A 14,032-nucleotide genomic window follows, 5' to 3' on the forward strand; every position below is an offset into this window, starting at 1 on the left:
GCTATCGCCCCGCCAGGTGCGCCAGCTCGCCGCGCGCCGCCCGCGCGCCGGCCTCGTAACCGGCGTGGTAGAGGTATTGCAGGTTGCTGCGCGACCAGTCGAAGACCTGCGGCAGGCGCTCTTCCGGAATGCTCTCGACGAGCCTCACGCGGTGCGGCCGGTGCAGGCGGGGATACTTGGCGAGGTGCTCCGACTCGAAGATCTTGACGTCGTCCCGCGCGATTTCGACCAGCGGTGTCAGGATGGACATCACCCAGGCGTCATAGAGGTCGCGCGGTGCCCGCAGCAGGCAGTCCGCCCCGAGAATGTCGAAGATCACGATCTCCTCGAGGTCCGGCTCGCGGTCGAGCAGGCCCTGGAAGTTGAGGCAGTCGAAGGTCGCCCCTTCGATGAAGAGCCCGCCATCGTCTCCAGGAATTTCGGTCGGCGGATACAGGAAGAGGAAGGACAGCGCAGCCTGCAGGTGCAGGAGTGTCAGCTCCGTCTTCTTGAAGTTGCGCATCTTGCGCTGACGCAGGTCGAAGGCGTTCACGAAGAACTCGGGCGTCATCGTGGCGATGCCGGCGAAGTCGATCACTTCCTCCGCAAAGGGCACATGCGCACACAGCCCCAGCGAGCTGGCGTTGAGGTCACTCGGGCAGGCGCTCGCGAACATCAGCGCGGTGCTGTCCTTGACCAGTTGGGAGAACGGGTCGTGGGCCGGCCAGTCCATCAGCTTCTGGATGAAGGGATTGAGGCCCAGCGCACGCCGGTAGGCGTCCGCCATGACGCCGGGCTTGTTGAACACCTTGAAATTGACCGGAAAGCGGTCGTAGAGCGGATCAGCGACACCCATGTCGCAGAGGCCCTCAAGGGTTTTCACCGGATCACCATTCTTCGGCGCGCAATACATCAGCCCCAGCAAGGCACCGGCCCCTGCGGTGGAGATCACGTCAAACACCAGACCATGCTCGTGAAAGGCCGCCAGGGCGCCGGCCACCAGCGTCGCATTCGGCGCGCCACCGCTGATGATCAGGGCGCTGCGCGGCTTGCGGGCGCCTGACGGCGGAGCGCCGGCCGGGGATTTGCGACGCCGGGCAGGCGCTGCGGGACGGGATTCGCTTGACTCGGCCATGACAATCTCCTCGTGCGCAACAGGGGTTCGACAAGGATAATCGCCGTTCATGACATCCGATCCGGCCTGCCGCTCGAGTGCCCGGATATCCACCGCCCAAATACCGATTCATGTGGCCAGAAAACTTCATCCCGCTATTCCAGGCGACGCCCGCCGCCTCCGTTGCCGGCCATGAGTTCGCCTTTGCCGACGACGCCCTCATCCTCAATCACGACGGCAGCTTGCCCGACACCGCCACGCTGGAAGCCCTGGGGCCTGCGCGAGCCGATTTCCTTTTTGGCCGTGCCGGCGAGTCGGGCTGTCGCGCCCGGCGCTGGGATGCCCCCGCGCTGCCGGAAAAGCTCCAGGCGCTGAACCTGCGCGCCTGCCACGGCGTGCTGCAGGAAGGGCAATGGTTTCTCGCTGCCCGGGCCAAGCAGTTGCTGGGCTGGGATCTGGCCAGCCGGCATTGCGGCGCCTGCGGCACACCGACCGGCACGGCGCCCGGCGAGCCCGCCAAGCTCTGCCCGGCCTGCGGCCATCGCCACTATCCGCAGATTGCGCCGGCGGTCATGTGCCTCGTGCGCCGCGGCGACCGCCTGCTGCTGGCCCGCTCGCCGCATTTCGCGCCCGGCATGTTCAGCGCGCTGGCTGGCTTCGTGGAGGCCGGCGAAAGCGTGGAAGGCTGCCTGCATCGCGAGGTGTTCGAGGAAACCGGCATCCGGATTACCAACCTGCGCTGGTTTGCCAGCCAGCCCTGGCCCTTTCCGCAATCGCTGATGCTGGCCTTTCATGCCGACTATGCCGGCGGCCACATCACGCCGCAGGCCGATGAAATCGAGGCGGCAGACTGGTTCGGCGTGGATGCGCTGCCCGGCCTGCCCTCGCCGGTCAGCATCGCCTCGCGACTGATTTCGGACGGTATCGAGCGGATTCGCAAGGGTTTGCCCTGATGGTCTGTTGTGTTTGTACGACGCTTGTACTTGCTCAACAAGGCGGCTGTGGGCATTCTGATGGGATAAGTGGCAATTTTGGCTGTTTGTTTCTGAACGCGAAGCGAGGATCTTGAACGATGGGCATGAAGAAAATCACGCTGGGCCTGCTGGCAGGCCTGATGCTGGGAATGTCGGCCACAGCGGGGGCGACCGAACTCAAGGGCTGGGTCCGCGAGGCGGTGGATTACCCGCAACACCAGGGCCTGCAGTATTTCTTCGACCGTCTCAAGGTCACGACCGGCGGCAAGTACACCGGCAAGGTCCTCTGCTGCAACGAGATTGGCGAACAGAAGGAAGTGCTCCCGAAGTTCCAGAAGGGCGAAGTCGATATCGCGCTCTTCACCTCGTCCGCGTTCGAAAAGGATGTGACCGAAATGCGCATCCTGAGCCTGCCTTTCCTGTTCCGCGACCCCGAGCAGATGATGCACTCGCTCAATGGCGAAGTCGGCCGCGACCTCAAGGTCATGATGGAGAAGGAAGGTTACATCGCGCTGGGCTGGTATGACGGCGGTGCCCGCTCCTTCTACTCGCGCAACAAGCTGCTGCCCTACGCGTCGGACTTCAAGGGTGTGAAGATCCGCCTGCCCAACCGCAAGGACCTGATCGCGATGGCTCAGGCGCTCGGCGCGGAGACCTCGACCCTGTCCTTCGACAAGGTGCCTGCGGCGCTCAAGAGCGGTGACATCGACGTCGCCGAAAACGACCTGGTGTCCTACTACACCTCGGAGCACTACAAGGTCGCGCCCTACTACACCTTCAGCTACCACCTGGTGTCGCCGATCGCGATGGTGGTCTCCAAGCAGCTCTGGACGAAGCTCTCCGACAAGGAGAAGTCCGAGTTCCAGCAAGCCGCGACTGAATCCGCTGCTCACGCCGCCAAGCTGCGCGCGGCCACAGATGCCGAGTTCAAGGCCAAGCTCGAGAAGGCCGGCGTGAAGTTCTCGCCCTTCCGCGGCTCTGCCACGACCATCGCACTGATGAAGGACGCCTACGCGCCAGTCGCCGCGAGCCCCAGCGCCACCGCGCTGATGGTCAAGATCATGACCGGCAAGTAATTCGCTTCACCCTGCAGGCCGGTGCCCCGAAATCGTGGCGCCGGCCTGCTGCCCCAACTGGACCAGCCACAGCAGCGAGCAGGCTGAAACCAGCGCCACACACAGGAACGCAGGCGGAAAATCCGCCGCCATCACCGTTCCATGCCCCTGCAGCCAGCCCGAGGCCTGCAGCGCAAAAGCCCCCACCGTGACCCCTGTCCCGGCCGCAAGTTGCTGGATGACGCTGGCCAGACTCGTCGCCCGGCTCATCAGCGGCTTCTCGATGTCGGCATAGGAGAGGGCATTCAGACTCGTAAACTGCAGCGAGCGGAAGCAGCCGCCCAAGAGCAGCGTGGCGGTGATCAGCAAGTGGGGCGTATGGCGGGTAAAGCCCGCGATCAGCGCCAGCGAGAGGGCCGCACACACGGCATTGCCGATCAGCACGCGGCGGAAGCCGAAGCGCTGCAGGATGCGGGCGGCCAGCGTCTTCATGAACATCGCGCCGGCCGCCGACGCGCAAGTCAGCATGCCGGACTCGAAGGGGTTCAGGCCAAAGCCCAGCTGCAGGAACAGCGGCAGCAGGAAGGGAATGGCGCCGATCCCGATCCGGAACAGAAAACCGCCGAACACGCCGACGCGGAAGGTGGTAATCCGCAGCAGTCCGAGATCGAGCACCGGATGGGCTTTCCGGCCCGCCGAGCGGACATAGCCGACCATCATCGCGGTCCCCAGCACGATGCCGGCAAGCGAGACTGGCAGCGACACCAGATGCCGGCCCGCGGTCGCCAGGCCCAGCATGAGAAAAGAAAGCCCGAAGGCCGAGAGCAGGAAACCGCTCCAGTCCAGCGGCGGCACGACCGGCTCGCGGATGTTTTCGACATGCCGTCCCGCCAGCACCAGCCCGATGATGCTGATCGGAATATTGATGAAGAAGATCCAGCGCCAGTGGAACCAGGTGCTGATGAAGCCTCCCAGCGGCGGCCCGATCACCGGCCCCACCAGCGCCGGAATGGTCAGCCAGGAGAGCGCGCGGACCAGATCATCCTTGCTGGTGCTGCGCAGCACGACCAGCCGCCCCACCGGCACCATCATCGCGCCACCCATGCCCTGGATGAAACGCGCCAGCACGAAGCCTTCGAGCGTGCCGGACAGCGCACACAGGATGGAACCGCCCATGAACACGCAGATCGCGCTGCGGAACACCGTTCGCGCACCGAAGCGGTCCGCCATCCAGCCGCTCACCGGAATGAACACGGCCAGGCTCAGCAGGTAGGAGGTGAGCGCAAGCTTGAGCGCAATCGGATCCTCGTTCAGATCGCGGGCAATGGCCGGAAGCGAGGTGGCGATCACGGTCGAGTCCATGTTTTCCATGAACAGGGCGCAGGCAATGATCAGCGGCAGGAGAATGCGTCGCGGAATACGAGGCATGGGCAGAACGGAAACGAGCGGAGGAGAACCGGAATTCTGCGCCGCACGGCCGCGGCCCGCCTTGCCATTTACCAAGGCTTACCTCGGCGGGCAAACGTTCTGCTGCAGGGACTTCGCCTACAATCGGCGCATGCGACGCCCCGCCTCCTTCCTGCCCGAGCCACCCCGCCCCGGCGAATTCAAGCCGATGGACACCCTGAACCAGCTCGCCCCCTATCTGTGGCGCTGGCGCGGCCGCATCGGCGCCGCCCTGCTCTGCCTGGTGGCTGCGAAAGTGGCGAACGTGTGGGTACCGCTGGTGTTCAAGCGGATCATCGACGCCCTGACGCTCACGCCCCAGCAGGCGCTGATCGTGGTGCCTGCGGCCCTGCTGCTGGCTTACGGCCTGCTGCGCTTCTCGACCTCGATGTTCACCGAGCTGCGCGAAATCCTTTTTGCGCGCGTCTCCCAGGGCGCGATCCAGTCGGTCGCACTGAGCGTGTTCCGCCATGTTCACGCCCTCTCCCTGCGTTTTCACCTCGAGCGCCAGACCGGTGGTCTCACCCGCGACATCGAGCGCGGCAACCGCTCCATCGGCACGCTGATCAATTTCGCGATCTACAGCATCCTGCCGACCCTGGTCGAGATCGTGCTGGTGCTGGGCATCCTGCTGCACCAGTACGAGCCGGTCTATGCACTGATCTCCGCCCTCACGCTCGCGGCCTACATCGCCTACACCATCCGGGTGACAAACTGGCGCGCGGTGCTGCGGCGCAAGGCCAACGAGCTCGAATCAAGCGCCTCCTCGGCCGCCATCGACAGCCTGCTGAACTACGAGACGGTCAAGTATTTCAACAACGAGGACTGGGAAGCGCGGCGCTACGAGGCTCAGCTCGATGCCTACAGCAAGGCGGCGGTACGCAATCAGCTCTCGCTCTCGGCACTCAACATGGGCCAGGCCGCGATCATCGCCTGCGGCGTCACCGCCATGATGTGGCAAGCCGCAGCCGGCGTGGCAGCAGGCCGCATGAGCATCGGCGACATCGTGCTGGTGAATGCCTTCCTGATCCAGCTCTACGCGCCGCTGAACTTTCTCGGTGTGCTCTACCGCGAAATCCGTCAGGCCTTCACCGACATCGAACGCATGTTCCGGCTGCTCGGCACCGAACGCGAGATCCGCGACGCGCCCGACGCCTGGCCGCTGCCCTCCGGCCCGCTGGATGTGCGTTTCGAGCATGTGAGCTTCGCCTATGACCCGCGCCGGCAAGTGCTCGAAGACCTTTCGCTTGAAATCCCCGCGGGCCAGACGCTCGCGGTGGTCGGGCATTCGGGCGGCGGCAAATCCACGCTGGCGCGCCTGCTGTTCCGCTTCTACGACGTCTCCGCGGGCCGCATCCTGATCGGCGGCCACGATCTGCGCACGCTCCGCCAGGACAGCCTGCGCCGCGCCATCGGCATCGTGCCGCAGGACACCGTGCTGTTCAACGACAGCATCTTCTACAACATCCGCTACGGCCGGCCCGACGCGAGTGAGGAGGAGGTGTTCGCCGCGGCCCGTGCGGCCCAGCTGCATGACTTCATCAGCGCCCTGCCCGACGGCTATCACACCACGGTAGGCGAGCGCGGCCTGAAACTCTCCGGCGGCGAAAAACAGCGGGTCGCCATTGCCCGGACCCTGCTCAAGAATCCGGCGATCCTGATTTTCGACGAAGCCACCTCAGCGCTGGACTCCCGCACCGAGCAGGCCATCGCCGCCCAGCTCGAGGCGGCCGCAGTGGGTCGCACCGCGCTGATCATCGCGCATCGCCTGTCGACCGTCATGAATGCCGACCGGATCGTGGTACTCGAGGCGGGCCGCATCGTCGAGCACGGCACCCATGCCGGCCTGCTCGCACGGGACGGTCAGTACGCCGCCATGTGGCGCCTGCAGCAGCAGGAACAGGACTGAAACCTGCTTGACTTCCCGCATGGAAGCGCTGTTCGACATCCGCACGGTCATGATGAGCGTCGGACTGATGCTGGTGGCAGCGTCGGTCGGCATGGCTACGGCTGCGCGCATGATGCCGCGGTTCGCCTCGCTCCCGCTCTGGACCCTGGTATTCCTGCTCCAGGGCTGCGGCATGCTGCTCTCCAGCCTGCGCGGGGCGATCGCCACCCTGCTGGCCATCCTGCTCTCGAATCTGCTGATGGGCGCGGGCCAGGTCCTCATGCCCTTCGCACTCGCCCGCGACCTGGCCCAGCCCTGCCCGGTGCGGCGCCTGGGCCTCGCCACGCTGGCAGGCGCGCTGCTGTATGGATACGCCTACTGGATTACGCCCTGGACCGAGCTGCGCACGGGCGCCGTTTCGATTCTCGGCACCGCGGCCTTCCTGCTCTGTGCGCAGATGGTGCGCGCGCATCTGCGCAAACCGGCGTCCCCCGGCGTTGCCTGGGGCATGCTCTTCCCCCTGCTGATCATCGGGCTGATCCATCTGGTCGGTCTGACCCTCTCCGGCTGGCATGTGCTGCACAACCCGCCAGCGCCGGAGGCCTATCCCGGTGCGGCGGTGCTCACCAGCGGCCCGGCCCGCATGCCCCTGCTGCTGGTAGGAGCCCTGTGCATCGTGGCCCTCGCCTTCAGCGTGATCCTGCATGTCGCCTTGCGGCTCAATCTCGAATTGCAGCATCAGGCCACCCATGATGCACTGACCGGTCTGAGCAACCGCATCGGCTTTGAACAAGCCGCGACGCGCCTCCTGGCTGCTCATCAGCGCCAGCAGAAACCCTGTGCGCTGCTGTTCATGGATCTTGATCACTTCAAGCAGATCAACGATCAGCACGGTCACGCCGCGGGCGACCATGTGCTGGGCAGTTTTGCCGCCCTGCTGCGACGCGAACTGCGTCAGGACGATCTGGTCGCCCGCTTCGGCGGCGAGGAGTTCTGCGTCTTCCTGCCCGAAACCACGCCCGCCCAGGCCGGGCAGATCGCCCAGCGACTGTGTGACGCCGCCCTGCAACTCCAGCCGGTCTGGCAGCAGGTGCCCATCCGGCTCAGCATCAGCGTCGGACTGGCACTGCCCGGGGAGCATCACCGCACGCTGCACAGCCTGCTCGTCGCGGCTGACCACGCCCTCTATGCCGCCAAGGATGCCGGCCGCAACCGTGTGGTCCTCGCCGCCTGAATCAGAGGCGCCCGCTTGCCGTGCAGCGACACGCACGGATTGATGCATCCACCCAGGCGGCCGTGCAGAAACCAATCACCAAAACGGCGCACACATCCATCATTTCGCCCCAATAATGCGCATACCCGAAAGCGCATAGTATTTTTTACAAAGCATGATTCCATTTAATTCAACAACTTGAGAAAACAGGCCCGACTGATGCTTCAAGCTCCGCCATCGCGCAAAACGGAGTTCCATAATGGAGCAACTCAAAACCTCGGTTGATGTTCTTTTCATCCTTCTCGGCGCCATCATGGTGCTTGCCATGCACGCCGGCTTCGCCTTCCTGGAGCTGGGCACGGTGCGCCGGAAGAACCAGGTCAATGCCCTGGTCAAGATCCTGGTCGATTTCTCGGTCTCGACCATCGCCTATTACTTCATCGGCTACGGCGTGGCTTACGGGATCCACTTCTTCACCGGTGCCGACACGATGACGGCCGACAACGGTTACGGCCTCGTCAAGTTCTTCTTCCTGCTGACCTTCGCGGCCGCCATTCCGGCCATCATTTCAGGCGGCATTGCCGAACGCGCGCGCTTCTCGCCGCAACTGGCCGCCACCTTCGCGCTTGTCGGCTTCGTCTATCCCTTCTTCGAAGGCATCGCCTGGAACGACAACTTCGGCATCCAGCCGGCCATCGAAGCGGCGCTGGGCGCGAAATTCCATGACTTCGCCGGCAGCGTGGTGGTCCACGCGGTGGGCGGCTGGATCGGGCTGGTCGCCGTGCTCCTGCTGGGCGCGCGCCACGGCCGCTACAGCAAGGAGGGCGCTGTCTTCTCGCACCCGCCCTCAAGCATCCCCTTCCTGGCGCTGGGTGCCTGGATCCTGACGGTGGGCTGGTTCGGCTTCAACGTGATGAGCGCTCAGAAGATCGACGCCATTACCGGTCTGGTGGCGGTGAACTCCCTGATGGCGCTGGTGGGCGGCACGCTGACCTCGGTCGTGATCGGCCGGAACGACCCGGGCTTCGTCCACAACGGCCCGCTCGCAGGCCTCGTCGCCGTCTGTGCCGGCTCGGACATCATGCATCCGCTGGGCGCACTCGTCGTGGGTGGCGTGGCGGGCGCGCTCTTCGTCTACATGTTCACGCTGGTGCAGAACCGCTGGAAGATCGACGACGTGCTGGGTGTCTGGCCGCTGCATGGCCTCTGCGGCGCCTGGGGCGGCATCGCTGCCGGCATCTTCGGCCAGCACGCGCTGGGCGGCCTCGGCGGCGTGAGCTTCTGGGCGCAGGTGATCGGCACGCTGGGCGGCATTCTGGTGGCCGTCGTGGGTGGCGGCATCGTGTACGGCACGCTGAAGAAAGTCGTGGGACTGCGCCTCGATCAGGAAGAGGAATACAACGGAGCCGACCTCTCGATCCACAAGATCAGCGCAACGGCCGAAAAGGAATCGATGTTCTGAAAGCGGTCCGGATGCCGGGTGCCATGCTCCGCGTCTGAACACGCTGAAGCCCGCAGCCTGCTGCGGGCTTTTTCATGTCCGGCGCGTCCGGGCCAACCGCATCGCGCCCGGCCGGGGACACGAATCCTGACAGCGCAGCACCGCGTGGCTGACTAGACTGCGAAGCCTCTGCTGCGACGAAGGCAAGCCGGCCTGATCCGCAGCCCTTGCCTGGAATCCTGTCATGAAATCCCTTCTCGCCCTGAGTGCCTTGCTGAGCCTGCTCGCCGGCTGCGCCGTCCACGGCCATTCCCGGACGGTCCTCATCGACCCGGTCGGTGCGCACGAGCATCCGGCACATGAGCATGATCATGGCCGCGCTCATGAAGGCGACTTCTGTCCGCCGGGGCAGGCAAAGAAAGGGCGCTGCTGAGCGCTCTCAGCCGGCGAGGCGCTCGGCCCGCCAGCGCTCGAAGGCAGGCGCCGGCAGAGCCCGGGCGTAGTAATAGCCCTGGGCAAACTCGCAGCCCAGGCGGGCCAGTCGGTCACGCATGGCGGCGGTCTCCACGCCCTTGGCGATGATCTGCTTGCCACGCCGGCGGCCGTGTGTCAGCAGGGTTTCGAAGATTTCGGCGTCTTCCTCGTTGCCGCAGGCGCCTGTGCTCAGCGGGATATCGAACTTGAGCATCTCGACCGGCAGGTCACGCAGCGCAAACAGCGAGCCCTCGCCGCGCCCGAAATCGTCAATGCACAGGCCGACACCACTGGCGGCGAGGCCGAACAGCGCCTGCCGGGCGGGTTCTGAGAGGCGGGAGAGTGCCGCATCCTTGATCTCGAAGCAGAGGCTGCGGGCGGCGAGTCCGCTGGCAGCCAGCCGCGCGGCAACGAAGTACTCGAAATCGGCCATTTCGAGCATGGAGGCGGAGAGGTTGATTGAAATCCGCATCCGGATCCCCTGCTTCTGCCAGCAGGCAAGCTGCCGCAGCGCCTGCTCGATCACGCGCAGATTGAAGGTTTCGGCGTACTCCGGCTGCTCGGCATAGGCCAGAAACTCACCCGAGTCGAGCGCGCCAAGCCCGGGATGCTCCCAGCGCGCCAGCACTTCTGCCGCAACCGGCAGGCCGGTCCGCAAGCTGACCACCGGCTGGAAACCGAGCACGATTTCATCCTGCCGCAAGGCTTCGCCCAAGCGCTGGCGAAGCTGCCGCCGGAGCTCTTCAGCCGTGCTGCAACAGACTTTTGCCTGCTGCAGCCCGCCGCCCTGTGCGGCCGAACGGGCCAGCGCCTCGCTCGCCAGGCTGAAGAGTTGCCCGGCATCGCTGCCATGAATCGGGAAGATGGCCAGCCCGGCGGCCACCGGCTGGTCGCCCGCCCTTGCCCGGCTGAGCGCGGCATGCACCTTGTTGCTCGCCGCGCAGGCGCCCTGGAAATCATCAACGGCCAGCAGGATGCCGAAGCGCTGGTGGTCGAGCAGCGCCATGCAATCGGTGATCCGGACCGCGCAGCGGATCGCCCTGGCGCACTCGCGCCATGCGGCGGTCTGGCCGGGATCGAGCGCCGGCACGGAGAGCAGCAGCAAGGCAACCTCCTGCCGCTGTCGCCCTGCCATTTTCACTGCCATCTCGAGGCGGCGGGCGAATGCCTCGCCATCCAGCATGTCGGGCAAGACCGGCGACGGCGCCGGCCGCGTGTCGTCCACGTATGCCATGCATGACCTCCGCTCCCCTGAGGAGGGCCTCCAGCGTTATTGTTTTCAATGACATACGCTATGCCTTATGCCAGACCGGCTCAAGCGACGTGCGTCGGCAAGATTGTGCACTTGCACCAAAACCCGCCCGTTCGGCCCATTGACCGCGGCGATCACGGCCTCGTGGATCTTGTGCAGCGCACTTCACCGGCGTGGCAAAAATACGTCACCGCCGCCGGCGCCCGGCCCGACGGGGCACAATGGCAACCCTCCGTCTGACAGGAATCCTGCCCTCATGCGACCGTTTCGCCTGCTCCCCCTTCTTGCCCTGCCCCTCCTGATCGGCGCCTGTCAGCAGGCCCCCGCACGACCGGAAAACCCTGCGACACGCCCGCAGGCCGAGCAGTCCGCACCGGGTGCCGCCACACGCGGCGGGCTGGGTGGCACGGTCATCCGGGTGACGAGCCTGGCAGCAAACGGCCCCGGCTCGCTGCGCGCGGCGCTCGAAGCCGCCGGCCCCCGCGTCATCGTCTTCGAAATCGCGGGCGTGATCGACCTCAACCGGCAGGATCTGGTGCTCGACCAGCCTTTCGTGACCATCGCCGGGCAGACTGCACCGAGCCCCGGTATCACGCTGATCCGGGGTGGCATGAAGATCCGGGCGCATGATGTCGTCATGCAGCATCTGCGTTTCCGGATGGGCGACGCCGGTCTGCCCAAAGGCAACGGCTACGAAGTCGATGTGTCGATCGAGGGACGCAATGCCCACAACGTGTGGGTCGATCACTGCTCGGTCGCCTGGGGCACGGACGAGAACCTCTCCATCTCCGGCCCCCGCTACGACGGGCCGGAAGGCACAGCCCGCCGCGTCACGCTGTCGAGCAACATCATCGCCGAAGGACTGGTGACCTCGACCCACAAGAAGGGCGCGCATTCGATGGGCACGCTGGTGCACGACGACGTGCGCGATGTGCTCATCCAGGGCAACCTCTACGCCAACAACGCGGACCGCAATCCATGGTTCAAGGGCGGCAGCACCGGCGCGCTGATCAACAACTACATCCACAACCCCGGCAAGTGGGCGATCCGCCTGGGCTACAACCCGAAGGAATGGGAAGGTCGTACGCCGCCGCCCGCGCCGCGCCTGGCCCTCATCGGCAACGTGATGCAGCACGGTGCAGACACGCCCGCCACGCTCTCGATGATCGGCAGCAATGCGCCGGACCGCCAGGGCGAGGCCTTCATGCAGGACAACCTCGCCTTCCTCAAAACGGGTGCGCCGGCGCCGCTCGTGTCGGGCGGCATCTCAGCACTCGCGGCCTCACCGGTCCGGCTCGACACGGCCCCGATTCCGGCCGCCCGGCTGCGTGAGGCGATGCTGGCCAGCGTGGGCGCCCGCCCCGCCGACCGCGACAGCGTGGACAAGCGCCTGCTGCGCGAGATTCTGAACGGCACCGGCCGCCAGATCGACAGCCAGAATGAAGTCGGCGGTTATCCCGAGGCCAGCCCGGTGCGCCGTGCGCTCGATGTGCCGGCCGAGCCGGCCCGCCAGCAGGCCTGGCTGGAGGCTTACGCGCGGGAAGTGGAAGGCCGCTGAATCCGGCCCGGCAGACAGCACAAGGGGCGCCGCGGCGCCCCTTGTTTTTGCGTGCAGGTGCGCTCAGTGCGCGCCGGCGTCAGCTGTGCCCGGTCCGCCGCCACCGATCTGGCGCCGCTGGGCGAACCAGACCACCGCGATCAGGGCAATGAACACATAGCCCGAGAACCAGAAGAACTCGGTGGCCGACAGCGTGGCCGCCTGCTGGTCAATCAGCCGGTTGATCATGGCCAATGCCTGCTCCAGCGAATAGCCCTGCGACTGCAGGCCGTCGAGCGCGGCCCGGGCGGTCGGGTTGTAGGGATCGATCGCCTGAGCGAGCTGGGCATGATGAAGCGTGGCGCGGTCCTGCCAGAGCGTGGTGAAGATCGAGGCTCCGAAGGCGCCGGCGGTGATCCGCACGAAGTTCTGCAGGCCGGTGGCGCTGGCGATCTGCTGGGGCTTGAGCCCGGAGAGGCTGATCGCCGACAGCGGCACGAAGAAGGTCGCCATCGCCGCGCCCTGGATCAGCTGCGGCCAGACGAGGTCCATAAAGGCCAGGTTCACCGTGAAGTGCGAACGCATGAAAGAGGTCAGCGCGAAGACCATGAACGCGACCGAGGCCACCATGCGCGGATCCATCTTCGGCAGGTTCTTGCCCACGATGGGTGACAGGATGATCGCCAGCAGCCCGACCGGAGCAGTCGCCAGGCCGGCCCAGGTGGCGGTGTAGCCGAGGAACTGCTGCATCCACAACGGCATGATCACCACATTGCCGAAGAAGAGGCAGTAGCCCAGCGAGACGGCCGCCGTACCGATCAGGAAGTTGCGTCCCTTGAAGAGCCGCAGATCCACCACCGGATGCTCGTCGGTCAGCTCCCACACCAGGAAGAAACAGAAGCCGATGAAGGCGACTGCCGCGAGCGCGATGATCAGGCCGGAATCGAACCAGCCTTCATCCTTGCCCTTGTCGAGCATGATCTGCAGCGAGCCGACCCAGATCACCAGCAGCGCCAGCCCGATGTAGTCCACCGGCTTCTGCTGGGTCGGTGACTCGCGCGTGCGGAACACCCGCCAGCACAGCCAGGCCGCGATCAGACCGGTCGGAATGTTGATGTAGAAGATCCACGGCCAGGACATGTTGTCCGAAATCCAGCCGCCCAGAATCGGCCCCATGACGGGCGCGACCAGCGTGGTCATGGCCCAGATCGCCAGCGCCACGGCGGATTTCGCGGGTGGATAGCTCTGCAGCAGCAAGGCCGATGACAATGGGATCATCGGCCCGGCCACCAGCCCCTGCAGCACGCGGAAGGCGATCAGCATGCCGATGCTGTTGGCCATGCCGCAGAGCGCGGAGGCCAGTACGAAGAGCAGCACCGAGGTGACGAAGACGCGCACCTGGCCGAAGCGCTGCGCAAGCCAGCCGGTCAGCGGCACGGCAATGGCGTTGGAGACGGCAAAGGAGGTGATGACCCAGGTGCCCTGGTTGGGGGACACGCCCAGATCCCCTGAAATGGCGGGAATCGAGACGTTGGCGATGGTGGTGTCCAGCACGTTCATGAAGGTCGCCAGCGCCAGCGCCACCGTGGCGATGACGCGGGTCGAGCCTTCAAGCGGCGGATGCGAGTGCGATGCCTGGGGCGCAGCCATGTCGGATGC

At 65.7% G+C, this 14,032-nt stretch carries 11 protein-coding genes; 7 read left to right on the forward strand and 4 right to left on the reverse strand.

What is annotated here, in order from left to right:
* Window position 1 precedes the first annotated feature (1 nt).
* On the reverse strand, window positions 2-1,114 hold the full coding sequence (locus tag ABDB87_RS16450) for a patatin-like phospholipase family protein (RefSeq protein WP_345929050.1): 1,113 nt from the start codon (window positions 1,112-1,114) through the stop codon (window positions 2-4).
* A gap of 110 nt (window positions 1,115-1,224) precedes the next feature.
* Here ABDB87_RS16450 and nudC point away from each other — a divergent pair, with 110 nt between their 5' ends.
* Together nudC and dctP are read left to right on the forward strand one after the other, a co-directional pair.
* Window positions 1,225-2,046 (forward strand): NAD(+) diphosphatase, encoded by an 822-nt coding sequence (nudC, locus tag ABDB87_RS16455; protein ID WP_345929052.1) that lies wholly within the window; start codon window positions 1,225-1,227, stop codon window positions 2,044-2,046.
* 119 nt (window positions 2,047-2,165) lie between these two features.
* Window positions 2,166-3,143: a TRAP transporter substrate-binding protein DctP gene (gene dctP / locus ABDB87_RS16460; protein ID WP_345929054.1), complete on the forward strand. Its 978-nt coding sequence runs from the start codon at window positions 2,166-2,168 to the stop codon at window positions 3,141-3,143.
* 6 nt (window positions 3,144-3,149) lie between these two features.
* On the opposite strand, the gene ABDB87_RS16465 is transcribed toward dctP, so the two are convergent.
* A complete protein-coding gene (locus tag ABDB87_RS16465) occupies window positions 3,150-4,550 on the reverse strand; it encodes an MFS transporter (RefSeq protein ID WP_345929057.1) in 1,401 nt (466 codons plus the stop codon).
* A 130-nt stretch (window positions 4,551-4,680) separates the two neighbouring features.
* On the opposite strand from ABDB87_RS16465, the gene ABDB87_RS16470 reads away from it, so the two are divergent.
* The 4 genes from ABDB87_RS16470 to ABDB87_RS16485 all read left to right on the forward strand — a co-directional run bounded on the left by ABDB87_RS16470 (window position 4,681) and on the right by ABDB87_RS16485 (window position 9,543).
* Window positions 4,681-6,477 (forward strand): ABCB family ABC transporter ATP-binding protein/permease, encoded by a 1,797-nt coding sequence (locus tag ABDB87_RS16470; RefSeq protein ID WP_345929059.1) that lies wholly within the window; start codon window positions 4,681-4,683, stop codon window positions 6,475-6,477.
* A gap of 7 nt (window positions 6,478-6,484) precedes the next feature.
* Window positions 6,485-7,690 carry a GGDEF domain-containing protein gene (locus tag ABDB87_RS16475; RefSeq protein WP_345929061.1) on the forward strand — a complete coding sequence of 402 codons (1,206 nt, stop codon included), beginning with the start codon at window positions 6,485-6,487 and terminating at the stop codon, window positions 7,688-7,690.
* Between the two features lie 238 nt (window positions 7,691-7,928).
* Window positions 7,929-9,131 (forward strand): ammonium transporter, encoded by a 1,203-nt coding sequence (locus tag ABDB87_RS16480; RefSeq protein WP_345929063.1) that lies wholly within the window; start codon window positions 7,929-7,931, stop codon window positions 9,129-9,131.
* 223 nt (window positions 9,132-9,354) lie between these two features.
* Window positions 9,355-9,543, forward strand: a complete 189-nt coding sequence (locus tag ABDB87_RS16485; RefSeq protein WP_345929065.1) for a hypothetical protein — start codon at window positions 9,355-9,357, stop codon at window positions 9,541-9,543.
* Between the two features lie 6 nt (window positions 9,544-9,549).
* Here ABDB87_RS16485 and ABDB87_RS16490 read toward each other — a convergent pair whose 3' ends face one another.
* The gene (locus ABDB87_RS16490) at window positions 9,550-10,818 is read right to left on the reverse strand and encodes an EAL domain-containing protein (protein ID WP_345929067.1); all 1,269 of its coding nucleotides are present in this window, start codon (window positions 10,816-10,818) and stop codon (window positions 9,550-9,552) included.
* A gap of 274 nt (window positions 10,819-11,092) precedes the next feature.
* Here ABDB87_RS16490 and ABDB87_RS16495 point away from each other — a divergent pair, with 274 nt between their 5' ends.
* Window positions 11,093-12,394: a pectate lyase family protein gene (locus tag ABDB87_RS16495; protein ID WP_345929069.1), complete on the forward strand. Its 1,302-nt coding sequence runs from the start codon at window positions 11,093-11,095 to the stop codon at window positions 12,392-12,394.
* 63 nt (window positions 12,395-12,457) lie between these two features.
* Here the strand turns inward: ABDB87_RS16495 and ABDB87_RS16500 are convergent, their stop codons facing one another.
* A complete protein-coding gene (locus tag ABDB87_RS16500) occupies window positions 12,458-14,023 on the reverse strand; it encodes a DHA2 family efflux MFS transporter permease subunit (protein WP_345929071.1) in 1,566 nt (521 codons plus the stop codon).
* Between the last annotated feature and the right edge of the window lie 9 nt (window positions 14,024-14,032).

The sequence above is a fragment of the Uliginosibacterium paludis genome, from assembly GCF_039631355.1.
GTDB lineage: Bacteria > Pseudomonadota > Gammaproteobacteria > Burkholderiales > Rhodocyclaceae > Uliginosibacterium > Uliginosibacterium paludis.

What these genes read in the sequence shown, in the direction of transcription:
- ABDB87_RS16500 (WP_345929071.1), bottom strand. Translation starts at nt 14,023, where the DNA reads ATGGCTGCGCCCCAGGCATCGCACTCGCATCCGCCGCTTGAAGGCTCG.
- nudC (WP_345929052.1), top strand. Translation starts at nt 1,225, where the DNA reads ATGTGGCCAGAAAACTTCATCCCGCTATTCCAGGCGACGCCCGCCGCC.
- ABDB87_RS16485 (WP_345929065.1), top strand. Translation starts at nt 9,355, where the DNA reads ATGAAATCCCTTCTCGCCCTGAGTGCCTTGCTGAGCCTGCTCGCCGGC.
- dctP (WP_345929054.1), top strand. Translation starts at nt 2,166, where the DNA reads ATGGGCATGAAGAAAATCACGCTGGGCCTGCTGGCAGGCCTGATGCTG.
- ABDB87_RS16465 (WP_345929057.1), bottom strand. Translation starts at nt 4,550, where the DNA reads ATGCCTCGTATTCCGCGACGCATTCTCCTGCCGCTGATCATTGCCTGC.
- ABDB87_RS16470 (WP_345929059.1), top strand. Translation starts at nt 4,681, where the DNA reads ATGCGACGCCCCGCCTCCTTCCTGCCCGAGCCACCCCGCCCCGGCGAA.
- ABDB87_RS16490 (WP_345929067.1), bottom strand. Translation starts at nt 10,818, where the DNA reads ATGGCATACGTGGACGACACGCGGCCGGCGCCGTCGCCGGTCTTGCCC.
- ABDB87_RS16495 (WP_345929069.1), top strand. Translation starts at nt 11,093, where the DNA reads ATGCGACCGTTTCGCCTGCTCCCCCTTCTTGCCCTGCCCCTCCTGATC.
- ABDB87_RS16480 (WP_345929063.1), top strand. Translation starts at nt 7,929, where the DNA reads ATGGAGCAACTCAAAACCTCGGTTGATGTTCTTTTCATCCTTCTCGGC.
- ABDB87_RS16450 (WP_345929050.1), bottom strand. Translation starts at nt 1,114, where the DNA reads ATGGCCGAGTCAAGCGAATCCCGTCCCGCAGCGCCTGCCCGGCGTCGC.